The organism is Allobosea sp. ASV33, from assembly GCF_016428755.1.
In the GTDB taxonomy this organism is placed as follows: Bacteria; Pseudomonadota; Alphaproteobacteria; order Rhizobiales; family Beijerinckiaceae; genus Allobosea.
This window is the reverse complement of record NZ_JAELTI010000396.1, coordinates 1-253: the sequence shown is the minus strand read 5'-3', so window position 1 is coordinate 253 and position 253 is coordinate 1. Positions and strand designations below refer to the sequence as shown.

Below are 253 nucleotides of genomic sequence, written 5' to 3'. Positions count from 1 at the left end.
CCCCCCCCCCCCCCCCCCCCCCCCCCCCCCCCCCCCCCCCCCCCCCCCCCCCCCTTTTCAAGCAGAAGACGGCATACGCGATCGCGCCTAGAGTCTCGTGGGCTCGGAGATGTGTATAAGAGACAGGCCCGACGGCGTCACCACGATCTCGTCAGCCGAAGAAATCGACCAGTAGGCCGCGCTCGCCGCTGTGGCGTTGACGTGCGCGACGATCGGTTTGATGCCGCGGGCGGCGTGGATCATGCTCGACAGC

The 253-nt window shown here is 70.0% G+C and carries 1 protein-coding gene; it reads right to left on the bottom strand.

What is annotated here, in order from left to right; all coding sequences use genetic code 11:
* Positions 1-87 precede the first annotated feature (87 nt).
* Complete coding sequence (locus JHD80_RS28365) at positions 88-243, bottom strand: S49 family peptidase (protein ID WP_465246571.1); 156 nt, start codon at positions 241-243, stop codon at positions 88-90.
* Positions 244-253 lie beyond the last annotated feature (10 nt).

Bases quoted from the DNA above. Each gene is read 5' to 3' on its own strand.
- JHD80_RS28365 (WP_465246571.1), bottom strand. From the start codon at position 243: ATGATCCACGCCGCCCGCGGCATCAAACCGATCGTCGCGCACGTCAAC.